The organism is Metabacillus arenae (genome assembly GCF_014773385.1).
In the GTDB taxonomy this organism is placed as follows: Bacteria; Bacillota; Bacilli; order Bacillales; family Bacillaceae; genus Metabacillus_D; species Metabacillus_D arenae.
This window is the reverse complement of record NZ_JACXAI010000002.1, coordinates 147,653-167,024: the sequence shown is the minus strand read 5'-3', so window position 1 is coordinate 167,024 and position 19,372 is coordinate 147,653. Positions and strand designations below refer to the sequence as shown.

Sequence of the window (19,372 nt, the reverse complement as noted above, 5' to 3'; positions counted from 1 at the left end):
GTAAGCTATTCGAGTTTCATGGAGAATAAAAATAAATTAATAAATAAAAACTATTTACACAAATAAATTAATCATATATAATGGTAATACAACATATGAGAGGAAGTGAGATTAATAGATTCGCAGTAAGACAAATTAAATAAGGGAGTGGTTAGTTTGAAAGGAGATAGAGAGTTGAAAAAATTATACGCCCATCGTAAGTTTCTTGTGACCTTAGACAAAGTTGCAGATGATGGAGAAAGATTTGAAACAGAATATGGGCCTTTCGCTTGCTGTAAAGGTGAGAGAATCTTAGTTGATAATGCTGGAAAAGGTAATAAGTTTGCAGTTAATGAGAGATACTTCAATGAAAATTACATTGAAGTTGGGGAAGTTAAAGAAGATAAAACATATGATTATGAAAGTATGGGAAATGCATACGCTGCTATGGCAGATTTAAACCAAGATGAAGATAGTGATTACATAAAAGGTACGAAAGATATTCATTCGATTGAGTGATTAATGATATAAGTTTATAAGTAAATTAAATATAAATATATAGAGAAAAGAGTGATTGGTTAGTGACAATTATTACTAAAGATAAAGGAAGAAGAAAATTACCGTATGATCAAGAAAGATTAGAAAGATCAATTAACAATGTTATGGTTGATTTTCCTAAATTAGATTCTACAGAATACAAAAATCGTATCACTCGACTTGTTGCGAGTAGAGATGAATTTAGAGCAGCAGAAATTACAGATAAACTGGTTTTGAATGCTCTAGACAATATCACAAGAGAACAACCTGATTGGACTTATGTTGCTTCGAGGACTTTCTTAAATAAGTTATACAAAGAAGCTGCATACAATCGATCATATGATGCGAATGACAAATACGGAAGTTTTTATGGGCTGTTGAAAAAATTAGGTGAGATTGGTATTTATTCTGAAACTATCTTAAAAGAGTACACTAGGGAAGAAATTAAGGTAGCACAGTCATTCATCGATCCTGAAATGGATTATAAATTTAACTATATTGGGTTAAAAACATTATACGATAGATACTTAGCTAAAGACTACGATGAACGTACTTTCGAATTACCGCAGGAGAGATGGCTTATTATTGCCATGATCGAGATGGTTAAAGAGCCTAAGCATGTACGTATGCAATTAGTTAAAGAATCGTATTGGGCTTTATCCAATCTTTATATTACCGTTGCGACTCCAACGATGGCCAATGCTGGTAAGAATAATGGACAGTTATCAAGTTGCTTTATTGATACGGTTGATGATAGTTTACAGGGTATTTACGACAGCAATACAGATATTGCCAATCTATCTAGTCAAGGTGGGGGCATAGGTGCATATTTAGGTAAAATTCGTAGTAGAGGATCTGACATTCGGGGATACAAAGGAGTTTCATCAGGAGTAATTCCTTGGATGAGACAATTAAACAATACTGCTGTTTCAGTGGATCAACGTGGCATTAGACAAGGTTCAATCTGCGTAACACTTGATGCTTGGCACAAAGATATTTTCTTTTTCTTAGAAGCTAAGTTGAATAACGGTGATGAACGTATGAAGGCTCATGACTTATTCTTCAGTGTAAGTATTCCAGATTTATTCATGGAACAAGTTGAAAAACGTGGCGACTGGTATTTATTTGATCCGCATGAAGTTAAAAAAGTAATGGGGTGGTCGCTAGAAGACTCCTATGATGAGACAGAAGGTAGTGGTACTTTTAGGGATCGTTATGAGATGTGCGTACAGAATAACAGTTTGTCAAAAGATAAAGTTGCAGCAATTGATATTATGAAGGCAATGATGAAAGCAATGCTGGAAACAGGAACACCATTTTGCTTCTTTAGGGATGCGGTAAATCGTGACAATCCAAATAAACACGCTGGGATTATTTATTGTTCTAATCTTTGTCACGAAATTGCACAAAACACTTCTGCTACAACGGTTAGAGAGACTTATTCTACCGAAGATGGAACTATCATAGTAGAGAAAGTACCTGGTGACTTTGTAGTATGTAATCTTTCATCAATTCACTTAGGTAATGCCGTTACGGATGACGTATTGGAAAGATTGATTCCAATTCAAGTAAGAATGCTTGATAACGTAATTGACTTAAATAATATTCCTGTTTTACAAGCTGTTCTTTCTAATAAAAAATACAGAAATATTGGCTTAGGAACTTTCTCATGGGCGCATTTATTGGCATTAAAAGGTATCCTATGGGATTCACAAGAATCGGTTGATTATGCAGATAAATTGTATGAAAAAATTGCTTATCTTACAATTAAAGCATCTAACGAATTAGCAATCGAAAAAGGTTCTTACCCTGCATTCGAAGGTTCAGATTGGCATAATGCAAGTTACTTTAAACGTAGAAACTACGGTAATCAAGAAGATAGTGAACGATTTGTTTCTAATGAACAATGGAACGAATTAATTCAATCCGTTGAAGAAAATGGTATGCGTAATGGTAACTTGATCGCAATCGCCCCCAACGGTTCAACTAGCGTAATTGGAAATGGAAGTGCAACAATCGATCCAATTTTCCGTCAACTTTACTTCGAAGAAAAGAAAAGCTATAAGATTCCAGTTACTGCTCCAGATTTAAGTCCTAAGACAGTTTGGTTCTATAAGGGAGCATACGAAGTTGATCAGTTGTGGAGTATTAAACAAAATGCTGCAAGACAGAGACATATAGATCAATCTCAAAGTTTTAACCTGTATGTACATAATGATGTAAAAGCTAAGGATTTATTAAACTACCTTGTAACTGCTTGGAAGAGTAAATTTAAAACTATATATTATGTTCGTTCAACTTCTGGTAGTTACCATGAGTGTGAGTCTTGTCAGTAAATAAAGTTTTAATAGTCTATTATTCTCTAAGTGGAAATACTAAGGTAGTAGCAAATAAGATTCGTGAGTTTATAAATGACCAAGTACAGGAATGTGATGTTCTTGTACTTGGTAAGAACTCGGATTATACAAATCTTAATATTGAAAAGTATGATCTGGTCTTTATAGGAAGTCCTACATATGGAACAGGAAATACTCCTGAATATACGTTAGCTTTTCTTAGATATATTCTTAAGTACAATAATTTCATTCTTCCATCGTTTGCTGTATTTGGCACAGGTGACACTCAATGGGCAAACTACACTAGAGCAATTGATGAAATAAAGTATCACTTAGAGAAAAAAACGACTGTCATTGATATCTTAAGAGTAGAACAAAGACCAGTGAGTGTATATCAAATTAGTAAAATTAAAGACTTCGCAGATAACGTGATTAGGAGGACATACGATTGTTAAAGTTAGAAGATAAGTTAAAAGTACAGCCATTATTAGCACCTGAATTTCCAAACAAAGCAACATCAATCTTAAATGGGGATGTTAGTGGTATTTTAAGCTGGAATGACATTAGAAATGATGCAACATACGAACGTTACAAAGAATTATTAAGTCGTTTTTGGACACCATTTGAAATTAATATGTCGGATGACGCAAAACAATGGAAGCAATTTACGGAACAACAAAAAGAAACATTTCTAAAAATAAATGGACTTGTTGCTATTTTAGACTCTGTTCAACCGAGGTTCTTCTCATTGTTAATTAAATACATATCTGATACAGCAGTTCAGGCTAAACTTATCATAGCGATGCAGCAAGAGGTAATTCATAACCACTCTTACTCATATATTATGTCTTCTATTGAGCAATTAACAAGACAAAATTTAGCCTTTGAAATGGCTAGAACTGAAAAACCTATTTATGAAAGAAACAAACTAATCACTGAGGTATATGAGAACCTAGAAAAAAATCCTACAGTACAGTCATTTGTTGAAGCACTAGTTGCATCTATGGCTTTAGAAGGGATTAACTTCTATTCAGCATTTGCTTATTTTTACAACTTGGCTCGGAATCAGAAAATGCTCAAAACTTCTTCTATAATTTCATATATTAATATCGATGAGCTTGTTCATACGAAAGTAGTTGGAGATATTTTAAATGATTTAATTAACGATAACCCTCGCCTATTTGAGCATGTAGAGAAGTTTTCATATTACTTATTTAAACAGGCAGTAGAAAAAGAAATTGAGTGGTCAGAATATATTCTTAAAAATGAAGAAGATATTGATATGTATGAAATGAAAGAGTATATCAAATACCGTGCGAATAAATGTCTTTCCATTATCGGTATTAAGCCATTGTACGAAGATGTAGACGATAATCCTATGCCTTGGATTAGAAGTTTCTCAGAAGAAAATATTGATATGGGTAAATCAGACTTCTTTGAGCAGAAATCTAGGCAGTACACAAAAGTAAGTGATAGTAATGGATTTGACGACCTGTAACACAATCAATGAAAATAAATTTAATTATAAGGGAGATATAAAATATGAAAATTATTAAATTAGAACAACCTAACTGTCGTAACTGTGGATTTGTAGAAAATTTCTTAAATGACAACGAAGTAGAATATGAGTCAATTGATGTAATGCAAAATACAGATGTAGCTGTGAAGTATGGAATTATGTCTACTCCGGTAACAATTTTACTAGATGATGAAGGTAAGGAAGTAAAACGTAGTAATGGATATAATCCAGGAGAATTAGAGGAAATGGCTGAGTTATTAGGATGATTATAATATAGGGAGGTTGATTCCTCCCTTACAAATAAACTTTATATAAAGGAGATTTAAATTACATATGACATACAACAAAATGGACGAAATGATAATTGTATCACCACGATCAGCAACTTTCTCAAATGAAGAATTAACATTCCAAGGTGTAAACAGTGACAAAGAATCTACACAGAAAATTGTAGCTAATATGGCTTCTAGTTATTCAGTTATGCGTAGAGGAGATGCAGAAGAAAATCCTGAATATAAGCAACCAATCCCATATTGCGTCCTAAAACAAGGTAATGAAGTGTTTGGTTATAAACGTTTATCTGGTGGAGGAGAGAAACGTCTACATAATCAAATTTCTCTTGGTGTTGGTGGTCACGTTAATAATATTGAAGGATTAGATTTCTATGACATAATTTCTGAAAGCTTGAAACGTGAGCTAGATGAAGAATTATTTATTGATCAAGAAAAAATCTCATTAGATACGATTGGATTAATCAATGACGACTTAAATGAAGTAGGACGTGTACATATTGGAATGTTAGTTATTGCTGAATTAGAGGAAGGATTGACTGTTTCAGTAAAGGAAACTGATCAATTAGAAGGCATTTGGTTTACTGTAGATGAATTAAAGCAGTCAGAAGTATTTGATTCATTGGAAGCTTGGTCGCAATTTGTTGTAGATATTCTATAAAATTTTGTTTTTATCTTAAATTGAAATGTCGGTTAAGACGAATATTACGAAGTAAAAAAGGAGGAATAATGATGGAATTGAAAATGTTTGCGTTTGGTGAGGAAGAGGGTTGTGTTTATTATATCTGTTCGACAAGCAAAGAAGAAGCAATCAATCTTTATAAATCTACATTCGGTGAAGATGTATGGACTCAATCAATTGAAGCTTATGAGAATGAAGAAGATTTTGCAAGAGAAATGTCCCAAGATGAAATCTTTAATTATTATCATGATGGAGTGAATAAAGAGACTGATACTATCGGAAATCATATTAATAAATATTGCTTAAAGCCAGACATATTCGCTTGCAGTGAATTTTAATTAGTACACAGTTCGCTAAAATTGTTCATTACTTAAAATAAGAATTTTATTTTAAATTGAAAGGAGGTGATTGAGTTGAAGCCTATCAGATATTATCCAGGTGGATTAGTCAATACTGAAGGATTGGAAATCTTAAGTAAAAACGAAAAAGTTCTAAACAGAGAAGAAACTAAAGAAATTCTCAAGTCTATCGAATTATCAAATTATGTAATTGGAATTGATTTAGCTAAGAAAGAAGATAAGTAAATTAATAAAAAATTATAGGGTAGCGACCAATCGCTAAAGGAGTATTTAAATGAACACTATGAAACTTGATACGTATCAAAATATTATTCAAATTGATGAGAAACTTGACAAATTAATTAAAGATGCAGATGTAAAAGCAGGGAGAACATTAATCGATTCTTTAGAAAGAAATATTGGATTGATTTACTTTGATGGCATAGCAGATAAAATTGAAGGAAAATTAATTAAACAGTTATTGCTTTCAAAATACGATATTTATAAGCCATTGATGAGATCATCTTTGAATAAATTAGAATTAAGACAATATCATGATTACACTATTATCTTTGAAAAATTACAAAGAATGATTTCAAAGATAGACAATGATTTAAAAAATACGATTAAAATTCCTTTAGGATTACCTCAGTATAAAAATCAATTCGCTGAAAGTAAGTTTAAATTAAGAGGTTGTGAAATGGGAATAGCAATCGTTTCTACCTCTAAAACAAATGCACAATCTATGCAGATTAAGTTATTTGGTGATTTAGAAGGTACTAAAATTACAGCTAATATGGATATAGTGCATCCTAACAAATCATTTAGAGCGTGTAATCCAGACCTTTTTAGAGGAACTAGAGGAAATGTCTTATATATAGATTATAAACTTGGGTTAAAATTCTACATAGAAAACTTAAAATCGATAGAACACTTCGACCGTGTTGAATTAATAGAAGAAACTGATTTAAAAAGGAGAGATTAATATGCTCAAAGTGGAAAAACAATTAGACGGAAATATCACAATTACAACTAGTCCTGAAGTAACGCTAACATTACACAGTATCCTTGAGTTCTTCACTCGTGCAGAAGGAATTGTAGATAATGTTATAGATGAAGAGATTGATATGGCGAATTTCCTTGCAGAAGAGTTAAACTACTATATTACACATGGCGTTAGCGAACAAGCTGAATCAGAAGTTATTGACTATATAAACGATTCTTACAAATAAATTATACATAATGAGAAGGTGTTAACTAACCTTCTCTTTAAAATTGAAATTTAGGGAGAGATTATATGATTACAATGAACGAACAAGGAAACTTAGTATATCATGGAGACACATTTCAAATTGTACTACAACGTTATTCTGATCCAGAGAGATTAAATGCCGCACGTAATGCTGCAATTTACTTAGGTAAAAAGGATAGAGGCAATGTCCGTAGGCCTTTATCAATTATTCGTCAAGGTCATGTTCCAGAGGTATTTCGTGGAGAATTTGCAGAATTTGAATTTGTTGATGTTTCAAAAGAAGTTTACGATCACATTATAACGTACACTACGCGAAATATGCGAGTTGCAGGTGGAAATAGAGCATTAACCAGTGATGATTTTGCTATGCCCGATGATAAGATGAAAAATCCCGACCTAGTGCATGAAATGATTCAGCAATCATTAGATAATTATCAAAAATTATTAGAGATAGGAGAAACACCTCAAGTATCACGCTCAGCTATGCCTGTTAATGCTAAAATAAATCCATTTGTATATCAGTTTAACTTTGTAACGCTAATGCAGTCATTATTTAAACAACGTATTTGGGAGAAAGGTGCACAAGGAAACACTGTTAAAGTCGTACAAGGGATGTGGGAATTAGTTAATCAAGTAGATCCTGATTTATGGCAAACTGCATATGAATGGTTCGGTCAACCTGCTACAGATTGGACAGAGGTAAGACGTAAGATTAAAAAGAAATGTGTAGATGTTACTACTATCTTAGAAATGTTGGAGGAAGATTTGATGAGTGTTGGTGAAAATATCGACTCAGGAACTCCATTTGAAGATTGGCTAGTAAGTAAATTCGGTGAACAGAAGTCAATGTGGTGAAAATAAAAATAAATTAATCATAAAAAGGTATTTACATAAATAAATTAATTATATATAATAAGAGTAGAAATTGAGAAACACATAAGAAACTTAATTTTCTACTCTTTTCTTTATAAGTAAATTTATTATTTATAACAAAGGTGGTGAACAAAATGAGATCACAAGATGGTCGTATATCCGGCAGTGGAGTGCTTTTAGCATTTAGTGAAAATGAAGAATCATGGAGGGACTACAAGGAATACAATGTTCGTTTTCCTCAACATGAAGAAGATAAAGTTTACCCTGTTACTACATATAAAATTGGATCGAATGGTGAATTAGTTAGAGTTTAATATTTATAGATTTATAAACTACATAATTGGGAGATGATTAGAATGGTAGATAATAATATTCAATTAGACGGGAATAAATTTCTAAATCGTATTAACGCCAGAATTAACGCATTACAAAATTTAATCAGCATGGATATTGCTGAAGCACCAGAATTAAATATTAAGTTAAAAGAATTAATGAGTGTTAGAGAGGAATTATTATCTGGAGAGTTTAATATTCAAATTTGGTAAAAGATTGTGAAATTTTACATGCTAAAAACATTGATATATAAGAGTTTTGAAAATTAATTCACAAACTCTTTTAGCATAAAAGATACATTTTATTTAGTTGGGGGGGATGACTTTGTTAGAGATTCCAAGTCTATTGGTTGAATTTTTTAAAAACATGCTATTTGACTTTGGTTATTTTTCTTCATTTATGCTTAACGGAGGTTGGGCTGGGATTTTCGGAACTGTATGTATTATATACTTACTTAGGATTTTTATTAAAGATTTAAAAGAATAATCATAAAGCGAATATGAAAAATAAATTCTGTATTTTATAGTGAAAAGAAAGGGAGAGGTAAAAATGAATTATGAAGATGCTTTAGAGGTCGAGAATATACTGAATAATTTATCAGAGAGTAAAGAAACAAAACAAGAGGTAGCTAGGTTAAAAGAATTGCTAGGATATATAATTCAGAATGAAAAAGATATAAATTTCAAAAAACAGAAACATATTTCGACTACTTGGAATAACTTTACTCCAATCAAGGAAATATCAAAGGTCATAAACGTACTCTGTAACTGTAATAGATACTACGACGATGCAAATGAGGAGGTTAGAATATACCAAAGAGAAACGCAAGATATATTACATGCCTTAGAATTAACAGAACTAGAAGATGAGGAAATGATTGATCTTATGGAAGAATTAAAAACAATAAGGGTCTTTAGAAGGAGAGTGAAAAACTTTATAGAGGCAATAGAACCCTTGCATGAGTTTGTTTCTAATAACCCAGATGTTGTAAATGGGTTTAAAAACGTCCACTCGAAAATGGATAGTATTAGAATTAGACAAGGGAAAAAGAGATATTCTGTCAGAGAAAAAACGTCTTTAAGTAGCGCATTTGAGAAAACAGACGGATTTAACCATATTTTAGAGGAACTTCTAAAAAGAGAAAATTCAACTCTGTGAAAAAAGTCCATGTCTATTTAAAATATCTGTAAAGGTGGTATTTAAAATAAAAAGTCTAAATTTATCAAATCTTGATAGAGCACTTGAAACTTATTATAAGTCGGATTCCGAGATAGCGATTAAGTTCAATATCAAAGGGGAACATCCGTTTGAGTTAATACTCAATCAAGAGCAGTTTATAAATCTAAAGGAAGCCGTAAGTGGTCAAATCATTGAATACCTATAACGTAAATTTAATATGGAGGTAAACAGATGTATAAGGTTCGTGAATGGTATGATTCTGGATTCAAAATATACTCATGCAATAATGAAGTCTCATTAAAGGAGACTATGAAAAAATATCGAAACTCCCACTTAGATATATACATAAATGGAAAATATATATTAGAAGTAAGAACGTTGTTACCTAAAAGATTAATAGATAAATTAGATTTTGATTATATTAGCAAACAAAAGTGTCCTGTGCTTATAGAGGGCACACCTGTTTAAAAAAATAACTAGAAAGAAGGAACGTAGTCAATGAAGAAACTATCTCTAAAAAATTTAAATCAGGAATACAATTTTGTGAAAGGATTTAGCCATGAGTTGTACTATAACGAAAAAGTTAATAATTTAATTATTTTCAACCCTTTAGCTGAGAAGATTACTTCTGAAGAAGTCTATAACGGTACATCCGAGAATGCCTATCTTCATTTAATAAGTGAATTAAATAATAAGAATGGACTGGTTATCTCATGGTCTAAAGTTGAAGGCACGACAAGTGACTATACAATTTATCACGACTTGTCACCAAACGAATTATTAAAAATTAGCACTGATAAAATTTTTAAGGAGTTAAAAAACTCAATAAAAAGTGAAAGATTACCTTCTTCCAAATATACTCAAGTAATAGAAGGAGAAGAAAAGAAGATTGAACTTCCTGAAATAGAAGATGAATTAGCTACATATTTTCACACTATGACAAGCGGCGAGTTTAGAATGCTTACTATGAGATCCATTGAATTTGATATTGTTGAAATAGACTACTGTATTAAATTAAAAACAGGGTCGCTCAAAGGTAAGATGTTTATACCGCGAGAGGTTATTTACGGAAAGTTTGATGAGTTAGGAGAGATTGTAATAAAACAATTGAGCAAGGAGTTTAAAGACATTATTAATCCTGGTGATCTATTACAATAAAACGTTGAATTTATAGAAAAGGAGACTGATGTTTTTGGAACAAAAACTATTAAGCGAAATGAAAAGTTTAGTTTTTGATTATGCGGATGATGAAGTTTCTAAGGTTGAATTTGTTTACATTATGCTGGAACATATTAGCTCTTTGCAAATTGAAATTGAGTCGAAAGAAAAAATAAAATCTACTTTAAAAGAATCCAATGTATTGATGAGAGAACGACCTATTGTAGCTGGTGAAGATGCTGAACGTTTTCTTGAGAGAGTAAAGGAAAATGATGAAAAATTGAAGAAACGTAATGAACATTTAAGGAAATCAATTGAAACATATAAGAAGATTGAAAGAAAAGGAGATTGATAAATATGCACGTTTGTATGAGTTGCTATGAAAAATATGAAGGTAGATTTTTAGATATTGCTAACCGTTATGGTGAAACTTTTTGTCCTAAGTATGAATGCCACGGGAATGTAATTGAATTAGATGAACTGATAGCTCCTGTTATCATTATGTTGAATCAAAAGGGTTATTTAACTAAATTTTGCTGTTCGGGTCATTGGTATGAACTAGTATCCACGCCATACATATACTTTCACGAAGGTTTTATTCCTGGAACTGTTCCAGAAAGTTTTAAGATTGATGATCACAATAGCGATACAATTAGAGCCACGTATGAGGAAAATGATCAAGAAAGTAAATATGATTGGGTGATTAGAGTGAATAAGGAATTATATGAGTGGGTTGAAGGATTGCCTGAGTTAGAGTGGTTGTAAAAATAAATTATACATATCTAAATGAAATAAAATTTTAATTGAAATTATATAAGTAAATTAAATATATAATTGAGGTGATTACTTGCAAATAGAAATGACATTACCGCTCCCCACAAGTATTAATAAATTGTATATCAATCAGTTTGGTTGGAATCCAAAAACAAAAACTCGTATGCCAACAGGTAAGCGCATCATGAGTAAAGATGGAGTAAAGGTTAAGAATGAAATTCAAAATGAAGCAATTAAACAATTAACTAATCAAGAGTGGGATTATGAGTGGACTAAGGAAAATTACATATATCAAGACTGCTATATTTATATGAACAGACTTGGTAGGGACGATAATAACCTGTTCAAATTGCTTAATGACAGTTTAGAGAAAATTGTATATGACAATGACTCAAGAGTATTAACTAGAACACAGCGTATTTTAATAGATAGTGAGAACCCTAGAATTATATTACATATTAGTCAAACACCGCATAGAGGAATATTCGATGATGAAAATAAAATATACATATTCGAAGAAAATTGTAAAACTTGCAAGAGGTATCTAAGAAACTGTTCTATTTTGAAGAAAGCAAAAGAGGGAAGAGTGCAAAGTGAAATTAATGAAGTCGATGGGGAGTTTGTTTGTAGTAAATATAGTGAGATAAAAGTAAAAAGTAATAGGACAAAATCCAACTCGCATAATCCTTTATTAAAGGATGGTGAGTGAGTATTGTCATCTAAGAAGTTAAAGGAAAAAGTTGTACCATATTGTGAAGAATTTTCATTTACTAATGAGCCTAATTTTGAAAAAATGGCTAAGGCTTTTATAGATTTGTATTATCTGTTAAAAAGACAAGGTGAAATTTAAACCAGTATTTATTACTGGTTTTTCTTATAGATGTTCTACTTACAATAAAAAATGCTGTTCCTGCTTTTGTAGTGGATGCGCCGGGTGGAGGAGGGAAAATAGCCCTTCAACCAAACTATTTAATCTCACAAAGTCCTGAAAAGGTAGTCTTGAGAAACTTTGAAGGTGTCATCACATCTTATCCTGAACCGGAAAATTATGTGGCGGGAAAAGCGGATGATTATTTTAACGAAATTTATGAGGATGCAGACGGTAAAGCATCAACTATCGGGATTTCTGGTCTGTATACAGACAGCCACTTCAATTTAGTCCCTGAGGGAATTTCTCGTATTAGCAAGAGAAAAAATTACGAGGTAGATCCTGCCCATACCTCTCTTAAAGATAAACGAGAGAAGCGCGATGAGCTGAAAGAAAAGAAATATCAGGCACAGACAGCCAAGTACAACCAAACAAAAGAGGGTGTAAAAGATGAAACTGTGTGAATGGTGTGAATCAGAGAACATTCAAGAGATAACTAACACCGTATACTGGGAGCTGCCTGATGGATCGAGAGCTATTCAGATAGATGATGCACCTGCCATTGAATGTTTGGAATGCGGAATTGAATACCAGGAAGAAAAGATAATCGAGAAAATCGAAAATCAATTGTTGCTTGTTAATACAAAGAAACTTGCTCAAACTCTAACTTATGAGAGCCTGCTTAAGACAGAAAGAATATTAAAAAGAAACTATTTTGACTTTTAAATTCTTATTAGAAGGAAAGTGAGTTAACTTTCTCTACCATCTCCGGATACCCTTCGTTGTCACCGAAGGGTGAGTGACTTGCCCTTTTCTAAGTTAAAAGGTTTGCATTGCTCCTCCTGCAAGTTATAATTAATAATAATTTTTCGATTGTAGGGGGAAAGAGCTTGAAATCTTTTTACCATTATTTAATGAAATACCGGCATCCTAAACCAAAAGATAACATTAGTCAGTTTGCTAATGATGCGTATGATGACCTTAGCTTTCCCAAGGGATCGACAAACTACGATGAACTAAGTGATTACTTGGAGCTTAATGGCCACTATTTAAACAATATGGTTATATTTGATGAAGCATGGGATTTGTATATAAGTGAAAGATGAGGGAAATGCTGTTCTTTGTATAGAGCAGCTTTTTTTTCTCTATTCTAACAGTTGTTGCTTTTGAAGTATTTATGACAATCGTTGAATATCGATTTCACTTATTACCTTTTGAGAAAAAACTAGGTTTGGCTGCTATAAAATTAACGAATACTGCCTCAGCTATGAAATTGAAGCTTGTTTTTTCGACTTTTACCAAATTTAAAAGCCCACGCTCCTTCTAAAAGATTGCATATACTATCATAAATAATGATGACCGTGTTATAGGGGGAAGAAGGGAATGGACAAAAAAATACCAAAATATCGTGTAGGTGATGTAGTCGTCATTATGCTGTATGGAACAGTCGGAACAGTTACAAAATTTCATAAATTAGATGATTTTTATCTTTATGAGGTGAATCATGGAGATGTTTTGTATTATGAAAATTCGTTAGAATTATTTGACGAATATGAAGGGGAATTAATTGAAACGGAAAGATTAGAAATCGATTATCGATTTTTTATAGGAGATCTTGTCGAAGTAACAGGGTATGAAGGGGATCTGTTCAAAGTTGTGGGTTTTCGAACAGAAATATGGCGATACGAAGATGATAGCTGGGAGGATGTCATATATGAACTAACCCGGATAAGTGATGGGGAATGGTTGGAAGCGGATGAAGAAGAACTGCAAATTGTCTTGCATCAGGGGGATATTGAAAAATTTATGCACCATATTCTCATGTTATTCTATTTTACTCATGGACAATCACATTTAGATCAATGGCTTCAAAAAGAGCTTCCCTCATTAAAGGATCAGATAAAAGCTGTACCTGCTCCTCAAACTAAGTCCGATATGATTGACGAATTGTTGGATATTTATAATGATTACCACATTCTATATGACATGTTTCAGGATGAGGAGTATAAAGATATGATGAACCTCATTTTACAAAATCTTGAAAGATATTCTTAACGAAAAAGAGATAGTATAGTAAAGAAAAAATATGGGAAGCAAAATAAAACGATAAAGAGAAACAATCCATTTAAGATTTTATCAAACAGTTGATCAAAACGATCTCCATCAATAAACGATAGAAAAGACTTCATCATATATTAACCCCTCCAATTTATTAGCTTGTCCTAAAACCATTTATATGTCCGTAAAGCTTAAATATGCATGATGAGATTTTAGAGCTTAGACATATTTTTTTATTTACACACATAATTAATAGAACAAGGGGGCGATGTTGTGCGAGAAATTGAAGTCGTCATTGATACAGAGGAAATAGCTGAATATTTTTTCAAAGCGTTAACTAAAAGAGGGTACATACCGTCCGAAGCTGAATTAGAAAATCTTGCAGATATTACATTTGACTACCTGTTGGAAAAATGTATTATTGATGAAGAAGTTGATTGTGATGAATTTGAATAAATGATAAAGAGTGTCCGGTGGACACTCTTTATTTGATAAATGGCAAATATCTTATCTCTTCTGTTAAAATAGGTTTAGTAGAAAGGTTTGAGTTTGTCGATAATGAGGAAAGAAAGCTCATAAGAACACCACCATTTTGGCTAAAACTAATGATGTATGAAATGAAGGTTTTATTCTTTAAAAAAATGCAAAGCGAGTGATCTAGTATGTTAAAGAAACTACTGAAAAAAGTATTAAATCAAAAATCCCATCGTCGATATTCAAGCAGCAGCGGCTATAAAAAATCACATTATGGGAAACACCCATCAAAATATGGGCATAAATATTATAAAAAAAAGCATAGGTCGAGCGGTTCTTACAGCAGCTGAAAATGCTTTTTAAAAAGTATTTCCAATCCCCCCTTGAACAAGGATTTATGCTGCATAACACATATGTAATAAAGCGTCTTGTGGGGGAAGGGGCTTACGGTTTTTCTTATCTTGCCGAGCATATAAATAATGGACATGAAGTCCTAATTAAACAACAAAGGTTATCTAAAGGGAAGAAGGGAAAACGATCTTTTCTATTGGAAGCCGAAATCTTACAAAAGCTTAATAATCATCCAAATGTGCCAAGTTTTTATGAACTGTTTGAAACAGATAACATGATTTATTTAGTGATGGAATTTATTAAAGGAAAAACTTTTGAAGAAGTAATTTTTGATGATCTTATTGTGTTTAATGAAGAAAAAAGCTTTAAGCAGATTAACGATATTCTAAATGTTCTTCAGTTGATTCATGAAAAAAATATCGTCCATCGTGATTTGAGGATTCCGAATATTTTATTAGATGGCGATCGCATTACAATCATAGATTTTGGTCTGGCAGCTAATTTAGAAATTCCAGAGAATGAAAAATTTTTCGTTTCTAAAAGAAAAAAATTATTTCGAGAAAGAAGCTTTCAAAGTGATTTCTATGGATTGGGGCATTTTCTTTTATTCCTGCTATATTCCGGCTACGTTCCATCCTCTTCAGCAAAAGAAAAGTCATGGAATGAAGAGCTTTCATTAATGCCAGAAGCCCAAAAAATCATTGGGAAAATGCTGCAGCTGGAACCTCCGTATAGAAATTGTAAAGAATTGAAGGATGATATTGAAATGTATTTAAATAGCATAGAAGTTAACAAATAAGACATATAAAAATGAAGAAGGAAGCGGAGTACCCGTTTCTTTTTTTGTTATAATAAAAGCGTGATGTGATTGTTAGAAAAAGGTGTTGATTGCTATTTTCATCATTTTTATTATAATTGGCCTATGTATTGGGGTACTATCAGGTTTTTTTGGTGTAGGTGGCGGATTTGTTTTAACACCACTGTTATTATTGCTGCATTATGATCCTATTTCAGCTATTACAATTAGTTTATTGTATACAATCGGGACATCACTATCAGGTGTTTTTGTACATATTCAGTTGAAAAATATAATTTGGAAAGATGCATTCATTATGGGGCTCTCAGGGATAGTTATGACACAAGCAGCTCATCCATTTGTCTTATATATAGAAAAAATAGATGTCGATACATGGTTAATTCCATTAGTTTATATCCTCTTGCTTGCATACTTTGCCTATAAGATGATAAGGGAACATCATAGAGAAAGCTTTACAAACCATTTGCAAGTAAAAAGCAGGATATTATATGTTCTTTTCCTAATTGTCATTGGTATGACAGGTGGCTTTATGTCAACTATGCTGGGGGTAGGCGGTGGATTTATTATTGTTCCTTTACTCATTAGCTTTCTCCATTATCCTGCAAACCAAGCGGTTGGGACAAGCTTATTTGCAGTTTTATTTATTGTCATCATCGGGTTTTTAACTTATATTGTTCAATCTCCAATAGATTTAATGACAGGAGCTTTATTAATTGCAGGCGGTTTGATTGGAGCACAAGCTGGAGCAAAAAGCTTATCTTACTTCAGGCAGGCAGAAGTTCAGAAAAGATTGGGATTATTGTACATCGTTACACTTATGAGCTTGCTCTTAAAATTGATGGATTACCAGCTTGCTGGTCTTATTCTTTTATGTTTATTTGTCCTTTATTTATTATCTCTTTTAAGTATTAGAGCAGTGTCTAGAACAAGACAATCTGTCAAACAATAAAAGTGGCAGCTTCCATTTTATAAAAAAGGCTGTACTTGTAATAGTAGATTCTCACAATAATTATTTATCGGACATCAGTTTAGTTTTTTAGGGTGGTAAGTATGTATATTTTCATTTTTTTGATCCTCATTTTTTTAATGATTGCTTATGGGTATGACCATTCAATGGTTATGAAATGGGATGATCAAATTATTTTATTTTTTGAAGAAGTTCGCACCCCGTTTCTTACTAACTTCTTTACAATCATGACGGAAATCGGATCTATAAAATTCACGCTGCCATTTCTACTATTAATCATCTTGTTTTTTATGTGGAAACGGTATTTTTTTGAATCTCTATTTTTAATCCTCGGATATGTAGGTGTTAGACAATTCAACTTCCTTCTGAAGGAACTTTATGAGCGTGACCGTCCAGATTTTGATTCACTCATTGGGGCAGCACATTATAGTTTTCCCAGCGGGCATGCTATGAATTCTGCTGCGATTTTTACATTAATCACTTTTTTTGTTTTTCAAAAGTGGAGCGTTTCAAAACCAGTTATTATTTCCTCTTCCATTTTAATAGCACTTTTTATATTATCAATCGGGCTAAGCAGAGTTTATTTAGGCGTTCATTATTTAACTGATATTACAGCCGGTTTTTGCAGCGGAATTGTTTGGTTTTTTATGATTAAGTTTGTTTATCTTTGGTTTTATAAGAACTTTCGACAAAACTACTGAAAGGATTTCTTCCTCCACCAGCTAATATTATAAGCAAAGGGAGGGAAATAAATTGGCATTGAGGCTGTTTTCACGGAGAAAAGTTTCGTATGACATAACCATTTTCCAAACTCCAAAACATGGAGACCACAAAGGATACAGGCAAGTATATCGCCTTGAAGTTTTTGGCTGCAGTCACAACGAGGTTCTTGATAGAGTGTTTTCCAAATTTAATGTACCGGATACAGTTCCAAAGGATTTTACTGCAAGATATATAAGCACTGGGGATATTTTAATGATAGATCAAGGCAAGAAAGGAAAGTATTATTACAAACTTTTTCCAGGAGGATGGGAACAAATCAATCGAATATTTGTCAGGTAAATAGGTATTAAATCAGTGGGATTAAGAAAATCCCACTGAGATATATTTGTTATTAGGCAAGCGGTAAGTCACCGGTTGCTAAGTGTTCTACTTTATATCCCAACTTTGACTTAATTGCTAAAATGTATCCTCCACGTTATAGATGGTTTCCTGGACCATTTTTTCTTTTTGTAGAGGAGTATTCTTTACCATGTGCATTTTCCTTCGCTTCAATTGCTTCTGGCGGGACATGATTATTCTTTTTTTGGCCTTGTATTCGGTTTCGCTGTTTTTTACCCATTTCACAGAACTCCTTTTATTATTATTTATTGGAAAATACGAATAAATGTTAACTATATCTAGCTTCAGTGTAATCCACAGATTGTTCAACCCTACATGTTCTTTCGTTTTCAGCGTTTTAATTAGAGGTGTTGTTGGTCAGTTGCAGAGCCTACGCCTGAGGTCACGAGCATTGTTAACAGTTAAAGAGCAAACCTTTTTGCTGGATTGCTCGAATACTTGTCGCCGATAGGCAGGCTTGCGCTTTTCGTTCTATGATTTCTTCATTTTCATCTTTTTCGAAGTGTTCGGCTGATTATTTCTAGATCGTGACGATGGGTTTGTTTCATTTGCATGCTCGACAGCTTGTTCTAATTTCTTTTTCATGTAAATTCCTCCTTGTCTCAGATCATACATTTATTAGTTTGTACAAATAAAAAGGAAGTTTGATATGAAAATCAATCCAATCCCAATTATCTTGGTATGATTTCTTTTTAAGTTCAACGTATGGTATATTGGACATGCTTAACTTTTTTTAGGAGGACCAATAAATGAGTGTACATATTGGAGCAAATCAAAACGAGATTGCAGAAACAATTTTACTTCCAGGTGATCCATTAAGAGCTAAATATATTGCCGAAACGTTTTTAGAAAACATATTCTGCTACAATGAAGTCCGTGGAATGCTAGGGTTTACTGGAACCTATAAAGGGAAAAAAATTTCCGTACAAGGGACAGGAATGGGCGTTCCTTCCATTTCTATATATGTGAATGAACTGATTCAAAGCTACAATGTCCAAAACTTAATCCGTGTCGGTACTTGCGGAGCTATACAAAAAGATGTGAAGGTTCGGGATGTCATCCTTGCCATGACTTCTTCAACTGACTCTCAAATGAATCGGATCGCTTTTGGAGGAATCGATTTTGCGCCGACAGCAAGCTTTCATTTGTTGAAAAAAGCTTATGACGCTGGAACAGCAAGGGGATTAAACTTAAAAGCAGGCAACGTATTTACAGCAGATCAATTCTACAATGATCATGGACAACTTGAAAAGCTTGCAAAATATGGAGTATTAGCTGTCGAAATGGAAACAACTGCACTCTATACACTAGCATCGAAATTTGACCGAAAGGCTCTATCCGTTTTAACAGTAAGTGACCACATTATAACTGGTGAAGAAACTACTTCTGAAGAACGACAAACAACATTTAATGATATGATTGAAGTCGCCTTAGAAGCAGCAATTACAGAGTAATTCCAAAAATC

31 protein-coding genes and 1 pseudogene are annotated in these 19,372 nt (G+C 32.7%); 30 read left to right on the top strand and 2 right to left on the bottom strand.

All coding sequences use genetic code 11. From position 1 onward, the window contains the following. The first annotated feature begins 156 nt into the window (after nt 1-156). The 24 genes and pseudogenes from IC621_RS02400 (at nt 157) to IC621_RS02285 (ending at nt 14,173) form a co-directional block, all read left to right on the top strand. Nucleotides 157-498 (top strand): hypothetical protein, encoded by a 342-nt coding sequence (locus IC621_RS02400; RefSeq protein ID WP_191155363.1) that lies wholly within the window; start codon nt 157-159, stop codon nt 496-498. Nucleotides 499-560: 62 nt separating this feature from the next. Beyond that, nucleotides 561-2,852 carry a ribonucleoside-diphosphate reductase subunit alpha gene (locus IC621_RS02395; RefSeq protein ID WP_191155361.1) on the top strand — a complete coding sequence of 764 codons (2,292 nt, stop codon included), beginning with the start codon at nt 561-563 and terminating at the stop codon, nt 2,850-2,852. Then, entirely contained in the window at nt 2,843-3,307 is a 465-nt protein-coding gene (locus tag IC621_RS02390; protein WP_191155359.1) for a flavodoxin family protein, read from the top strand. Before IC621_RS02395 ends, IC621_RS02390 begins: the two co-directional genes overlap by 10 nt. Then, nucleotides 3,301-4,350, top strand: coding sequence for a ribonucleotide-diphosphate reductase subunit beta (locus IC621_RS02385; protein WP_191155358.1), 1,050 nt, complete (start codon nt 3,301-3,303; stop codon nt 4,348-4,350). Before IC621_RS02390 ends, IC621_RS02385 begins: the two co-directional genes overlap by 7 nt. Before the next feature lie 44 nt (nt 4,351-4,394). Next, entirely contained in the window at nt 4,395-4,637 is a 243-nt protein-coding gene (locus tag IC621_RS02380) for a TlpA family protein disulfide reductase (protein ID WP_191155356.1), read from the top strand. 67 nt (nt 4,638-4,704) lie between these two features. Beyond that, on the top strand, nt 4,705-5,322 hold the full coding sequence (locus tag IC621_RS02375; protein ID WP_191155354.1) for a hypothetical protein: 618 nt from the start codon (nt 4,705-4,707) through the stop codon (nt 5,320-5,322). A 71-nt stretch (nt 5,323-5,393) separates the two neighbouring features. Then, nucleotides 5,394-5,681 (top strand): hypothetical protein, encoded by a 288-nt coding sequence (locus IC621_RS02370; protein WP_191155352.1) that lies wholly within the window; start codon nt 5,394-5,396, stop codon nt 5,679-5,681. Between the two features lie 75 nt (nt 5,682-5,756). After that, a complete protein-coding gene (locus IC621_RS02365; RefSeq protein ID WP_191155350.1) occupies nt 5,757-5,927 on the top strand; it encodes a hypothetical protein in 171 nt (56 codons plus the stop codon). Nucleotides 5,928-5,976: 49 nt separating this feature from the next. Then, a complete protein-coding gene (locus tag IC621_RS02360; RefSeq protein WP_191155348.1) occupies nt 5,977-6,666 on the top strand; it encodes a hypothetical protein in 690 nt (229 codons plus the stop codon). Between the two features lies 1 nt (nt 6,667). Then, entirely contained in the window at nt 6,668-6,913 is a 246-nt protein-coding gene (locus IC621_RS02355; protein WP_191155346.1) for a hypothetical protein, read from the top strand. 65 nt (nt 6,914-6,978) lie between these two features. Continuing rightward, nucleotides 6,979-7,788, top strand: a complete 810-nt coding sequence (locus IC621_RS02350) for an FAD-dependent thymidylate synthase (RefSeq protein WP_191155344.1) — start codon at nt 6,979-6,981, stop codon at nt 7,786-7,788. Between the two features lie 152 nt (nt 7,789-7,940). Continuing rightward, nucleotides 7,941-8,120, top strand: a complete 180-nt coding sequence (locus IC621_RS02345; protein WP_191155334.1) for a hypothetical protein — start codon at nt 7,941-7,943, stop codon at nt 8,118-8,120. A 42-nt stretch (nt 8,121-8,162) separates the two neighbouring features. After that, entirely contained in the window at nt 8,163-8,351 is a 189-nt protein-coding gene (locus IC621_RS02340) for a hypothetical protein (protein WP_191155332.1), read from the top strand. A 112-nt stretch (nt 8,352-8,463) separates the two neighbouring features. Continuing rightward, complete coding sequence (locus IC621_RS02335; protein WP_191155330.1) at nt 8,464-8,625, top strand: hypothetical protein; 162 nt, start codon at nt 8,464-8,466, stop codon at nt 8,623-8,625. 63 nt (nt 8,626-8,688) lie between these two features. Next, nucleotides 8,689-9,297 carry a hypothetical protein gene (locus tag IC621_RS02330; RefSeq protein ID WP_191155328.1) on the top strand — a complete coding sequence of 203 codons (609 nt, stop codon included), beginning with the start codon at nt 8,689-8,691 and terminating at the stop codon, nt 9,295-9,297. A 252-nt stretch (nt 9,298-9,549) separates the two neighbouring features. Further along, on the top strand, nt 9,550-9,786 hold the full coding sequence (locus IC621_RS02325; RefSeq protein WP_191155326.1) for a hypothetical protein: 237 nt from the start codon (nt 9,550-9,552) through the stop codon (nt 9,784-9,786). A 30-nt stretch (nt 9,787-9,816) separates the two neighbouring features. Next, entirely contained in the window at nt 9,817-10,476 is a 660-nt protein-coding gene (locus tag IC621_RS02320; protein WP_191155324.1) for a hypothetical protein, read from the top strand. A 34-nt stretch (nt 10,477-10,510) separates the two neighbouring features. After that, nucleotides 10,511-10,828, top strand: coding sequence for a hypothetical protein (locus IC621_RS02315; RefSeq protein WP_191155322.1), 318 nt, complete (start codon nt 10,511-10,513; stop codon nt 10,826-10,828). A gap of 5 nt (nt 10,829-10,833) precedes the next feature. Beyond that, a complete protein-coding gene (locus IC621_RS02310) occupies nt 10,834-11,241 on the top strand; it encodes a hypothetical protein (protein WP_191155320.1) in 408 nt (135 codons plus the stop codon). An 82-nt stretch (nt 11,242-11,323) separates the two neighbouring features. Then, nucleotides 11,324-11,959 carry a RusA family crossover junction endodeoxyribonuclease gene (locus IC621_RS02305; protein WP_191155318.1) on the top strand — a complete coding sequence of 212 codons (636 nt, stop codon included), beginning with the start codon at nt 11,324-11,326 and terminating at the stop codon, nt 11,957-11,959. 194 nt (nt 11,960-12,153) lie between these two features. Further along, nucleotides 12,154-12,582 (top strand): annotated as a pseudogene (locus tag IC621_RS02300) (lysine 2,3-aminomutase); the annotation flags it as partial. Then, nucleotides 12,569-12,844 carry a YokU family protein gene (locus tag IC621_RS02295; protein WP_191155316.1) on the top strand — a complete coding sequence of 92 codons (276 nt, stop codon included), beginning with the start codon at nt 12,569-12,571 and terminating at the stop codon, nt 12,842-12,844. The pseudogene IC621_RS02300 and the gene IC621_RS02295, both read left to right, overlap by 14 nt. A 164-nt stretch (nt 12,845-13,008) precedes the next feature. Continuing rightward, entirely contained in the window at nt 13,009-13,224 is a 216-nt protein-coding gene (locus tag IC621_RS02290; RefSeq protein WP_191155314.1) for a YozE family protein, read from the top strand. A 277-nt stretch (nt 13,225-13,501) separates the two neighbouring features. Beyond that, on the top strand, nt 13,502-14,173 hold the full coding sequence (locus IC621_RS02285; protein ID WP_191155312.1) for a hypothetical protein: 672 nt from the start codon (nt 13,502-13,504) through the stop codon (nt 14,171-14,173). Here IC621_RS02285 and IC621_RS02280 read toward each other — a convergent pair. Then, nucleotides 14,170-14,310 carry a hypothetical protein gene (locus IC621_RS02280; protein ID WP_191155309.1) on the bottom strand — a complete coding sequence of 47 codons (141 nt, stop codon included), beginning with the start codon at nt 14,308-14,310 and terminating at the stop codon, nt 14,170-14,172. The genes IC621_RS02285 and IC621_RS02280 overlap by 4 nt on opposite strands. Before the next feature lie 139 nt (nt 14,311-14,449). Here IC621_RS02280 and IC621_RS02275 point away from each other — a divergent pair, with 139 nt between their 5' ends. The 5 genes from IC621_RS02275 to IC621_RS02255 all read left to right on the top strand — a co-directional run bounded on the left by IC621_RS02275 (nt 14,450) and on the right by IC621_RS02255 (nt 17,847). Then, nucleotides 14,450-14,632 carry a YozD family protein gene (locus IC621_RS02275; RefSeq protein WP_191155307.1) on the top strand — a complete coding sequence of 61 codons (183 nt, stop codon included), beginning with the start codon at nt 14,450-14,452 and terminating at the stop codon, nt 14,630-14,632. 370 nt (nt 14,633-15,002) lie between these two features. Then, nucleotides 15,003-15,800, top strand: coding sequence for a protein kinase family protein (locus IC621_RS02270; protein ID WP_191155305.1), 798 nt, complete (start codon nt 15,003-15,005; stop codon nt 15,798-15,800). 82 nt (nt 15,801-15,882) lie between these two features. Then, complete coding sequence (locus tag IC621_RS02265; protein ID WP_191155303.1) at nt 15,883-16,767, top strand: sulfite exporter TauE/SafE family protein; 885 nt, start codon at nt 15,883-15,885, stop codon at nt 16,765-16,767. Between the two features lie 101 nt (nt 16,768-16,868). Then, a complete protein-coding gene (locus tag IC621_RS02260) occupies nt 16,869-17,486 on the top strand; it encodes a phosphatase PAP2 family protein (protein WP_191155301.1) in 618 nt (205 codons plus the stop codon). A gap of 52 nt (nt 17,487-17,538) precedes the next feature. Further along, nucleotides 17,539-17,847 (top strand): YodL domain-containing protein, encoded by a 309-nt coding sequence (locus IC621_RS02255; protein WP_191155299.1) that lies wholly within the window; start codon nt 17,539-17,541, stop codon nt 17,845-17,847. A 136-nt stretch (nt 17,848-17,983) separates the two neighbouring features. Here IC621_RS02255 and IC621_RS02250 read toward each other — a convergent pair whose 3' ends face one another. Beyond that, complete coding sequence (locus tag IC621_RS02250; protein WP_191155298.1) at nt 17,984-18,127, bottom strand: hypothetical protein; 144 nt, start codon at nt 18,125-18,127, stop codon at nt 17,984-17,986. A gap of 529 nt (nt 18,128-18,656) precedes the next feature. Here IC621_RS02250 and deoD point away from each other — a divergent pair. Then, nucleotides 18,657-19,361 carry a purine-nucleoside phosphorylase gene (gene deoD, locus IC621_RS02245; RefSeq protein WP_191155297.1) on the top strand — a complete coding sequence of 235 codons (705 nt, stop codon included), beginning with the start codon at nt 18,657-18,659 and terminating at the stop codon, nt 19,359-19,361. The last annotated feature ends 11 nt before the right edge of the window (nt 19,362-19,372 follow it).

Bases quoted from the DNA above. Each gene is read 5' to 3' on its own strand.
- IC621_RS02340 (WP_191155332.1), top strand. From the start codon at position 8,163: ATGGTAGATAATAATATTCAATTAGACGGGAATAAATTTCTAAATCGT.
- IC621_RS02370 (WP_191155352.1), top strand. From the start codon at position 5,394: ATGGAATTGAAAATGTTTGCGTTTGGTGAGGAAGAGGGTTGTGTTTAT.
- IC621_RS02280 (WP_191155309.1), bottom strand. From the start codon at position 14,310: ATGATGAAGTCTTTTCTATCGTTTATTGATGGAGATCGTTTTGATCAA.
- IC621_RS02325 (WP_191155326.1), top strand. From the start codon at position 9,550: ATGTATAAGGTTCGTGAATGGTATGATTCTGGATTCAAAATATACTCA.
- IC621_RS02260 (WP_191155301.1), top strand. From the start codon at position 16,869: ATGTATATTTTCATTTTTTTGATCCTCATTTTTTTAATGATTGCTTAT.
- IC621_RS02295 (WP_191155316.1), top strand. From the start codon at position 12,569: ATGAAACTGTGTGAATGGTGTGAATCAGAGAACATTCAAGAGATAACT.
- IC621_RS02360 (WP_191155348.1), top strand. From the start codon at position 5,977: ATGAACACTATGAAACTTGATACGTATCAAAATATTATTCAAATTGAT.
- IC621_RS02375 (WP_191155354.1), top strand. From the start codon at position 4,705: ATGACATACAACAAAATGGACGAAATGATAATTGTATCACCACGATCA.
- IC621_RS02345 (WP_191155334.1), top strand. From the start codon at position 7,941: ATGAGATCACAAGATGGTCGTATATCCGGCAGTGGAGTGCTTTTAGCA.
- IC621_RS02330 (WP_191155328.1), top strand. From the start codon at position 8,689: ATGAATTATGAAGATGCTTTAGAGGTCGAGAATATACTGAATAATTTA.
- IC621_RS02355 (WP_191155346.1), top strand. From the start codon at position 6,668: ATGCTCAAAGTGGAAAAACAATTAGACGGAAATATCACAATTACAACT.
- IC621_RS02285 (WP_191155312.1), top strand. From the start codon at position 13,502: ATGGACAAAAAAATACCAAAATATCGTGTAGGTGATGTAGTCGTCATT.
- IC621_RS02250 (WP_191155298.1), bottom strand. From the start codon at position 18,127: ATGGGTAAAAAACAGCGAAACCGAATACAAGGCCAAAAAAAGAATAAT.
- IC621_RS02320 (WP_191155324.1), top strand. From the start codon at position 9,817: ATGAAGAAACTATCTCTAAAAAATTTAAATCAGGAATACAATTTTGTG.
- IC621_RS02270 (WP_191155305.1), top strand. From the start codon at position 15,003: ATGCTTTTTAAAAAGTATTTCCAATCCCCCCTTGAACAAGGATTTATG.
- deoD (WP_191155297.1), top strand. From the start codon at position 18,657: ATGAGTGTACATATTGGAGCAAATCAAAACGAGATTGCAGAAACAATT.
- IC621_RS02350 (WP_191155344.1), top strand. From the start codon at position 6,979: ATGATTACAATGAACGAACAAGGAAACTTAGTATATCATGGAGACACA.
- IC621_RS02310 (WP_191155320.1), top strand. From the start codon at position 10,834: ATGCACGTTTGTATGAGTTGCTATGAAAAATATGAAGGTAGATTTTTA.
- IC621_RS02380 (WP_191155356.1), top strand. From the start codon at position 4,395: ATGAAAATTATTAAATTAGAACAACCTAACTGTCGTAACTGTGGATTT.